The organism is Shigella sp. FC1661 (genome assembly GCF_001712525.1).
Taxonomy (GTDB): Bacteria; Pseudomonadota; Gammaproteobacteria; order Enterobacterales; family Enterobacteriaceae; genus Escherichia; species Escherichia coli.
The window spans coordinates 1-602 of the sequence record NZ_MDGW01000438.1 but is presented as its reverse complement, the minus strand read 5'-3'; the positions used below and the strand labels follow the sequence as shown (position 1 = coordinate 602).

The window sequence follows — 602 nt, the reverse complement described above, 5'->3', positions numbered from 1 at the left end:
AAGGAACGTAATATTGAGTTTAAGGCTGTTCTCGCTTACGAACCGAAGAAGTAGCCGTTGTGCGGGGAGCAATCCCCGCATATCCGGTTGTCAGGTCAGGATGGTAAGGCACCTGCTTTACACTTTCGCCCGCGGTCAGTGATGGCTGCGGGCGATTTCGTTTTAAGAGCAATGATGAGTTTTGCCGACAGAAGTCCGAAACAGAATTTACTGTATAAATAAACAGCTATTTTGTTGAGGAAGGGTAAGATAACGGCGGGTGCCTGAAGCTTTCCGGTTTCAGGTTAACTCTGAGGTCTGGAAAGATGAAGCCCCAGGAGATATTTCTATCAATCCTGGGGCTGCCACTCCGAGCCTCAACAACTCGGATGGTAGTCCCTTCTTCGCATGGAGGCAATATAAACATGCTGACGAAATATGCCCTTGCGGCAGTCATAGTTCTGTGTTTAACGGTGCTGGGATTTACGCTTCTGGTCGGGGATTCGCTGTGTGAGTTCACCGTAAAGGAACGTAATATTGAGTTTAAGGCTGTTCTCGCTTACGAACCGAAGAAGTAGCCGTTGTGCGGGGAGCAATCCCCGCATATCCGGTTGTCAGGTCAG

At 49.2% G+C, this 602-nt stretch carries 1 protein-coding gene; it reads left to right on the top strand.

The features are described from left to right. Window positions 1-404: 404 nt before the first annotated feature. Window positions 405-557, top strand: a complete 153-nt coding sequence (gene hokE / locus BFF42_RS19705; RefSeq protein WP_000956455.1) for a type I toxin-antitoxin system toxin HokE — start codon at window positions 405-407, stop codon at window positions 555-557. The last annotated feature ends 45 nt before the right edge of the window (window positions 558-602 follow it).

Bases quoted from the DNA above. Each gene is read 5' to 3' on its own strand.
- hokE (WP_000956455.1), top strand. From the start codon at position 405: ATGCTGACGAAATATGCCCTTGCGGCAGTCATAGTTCTGTGTTTAACG.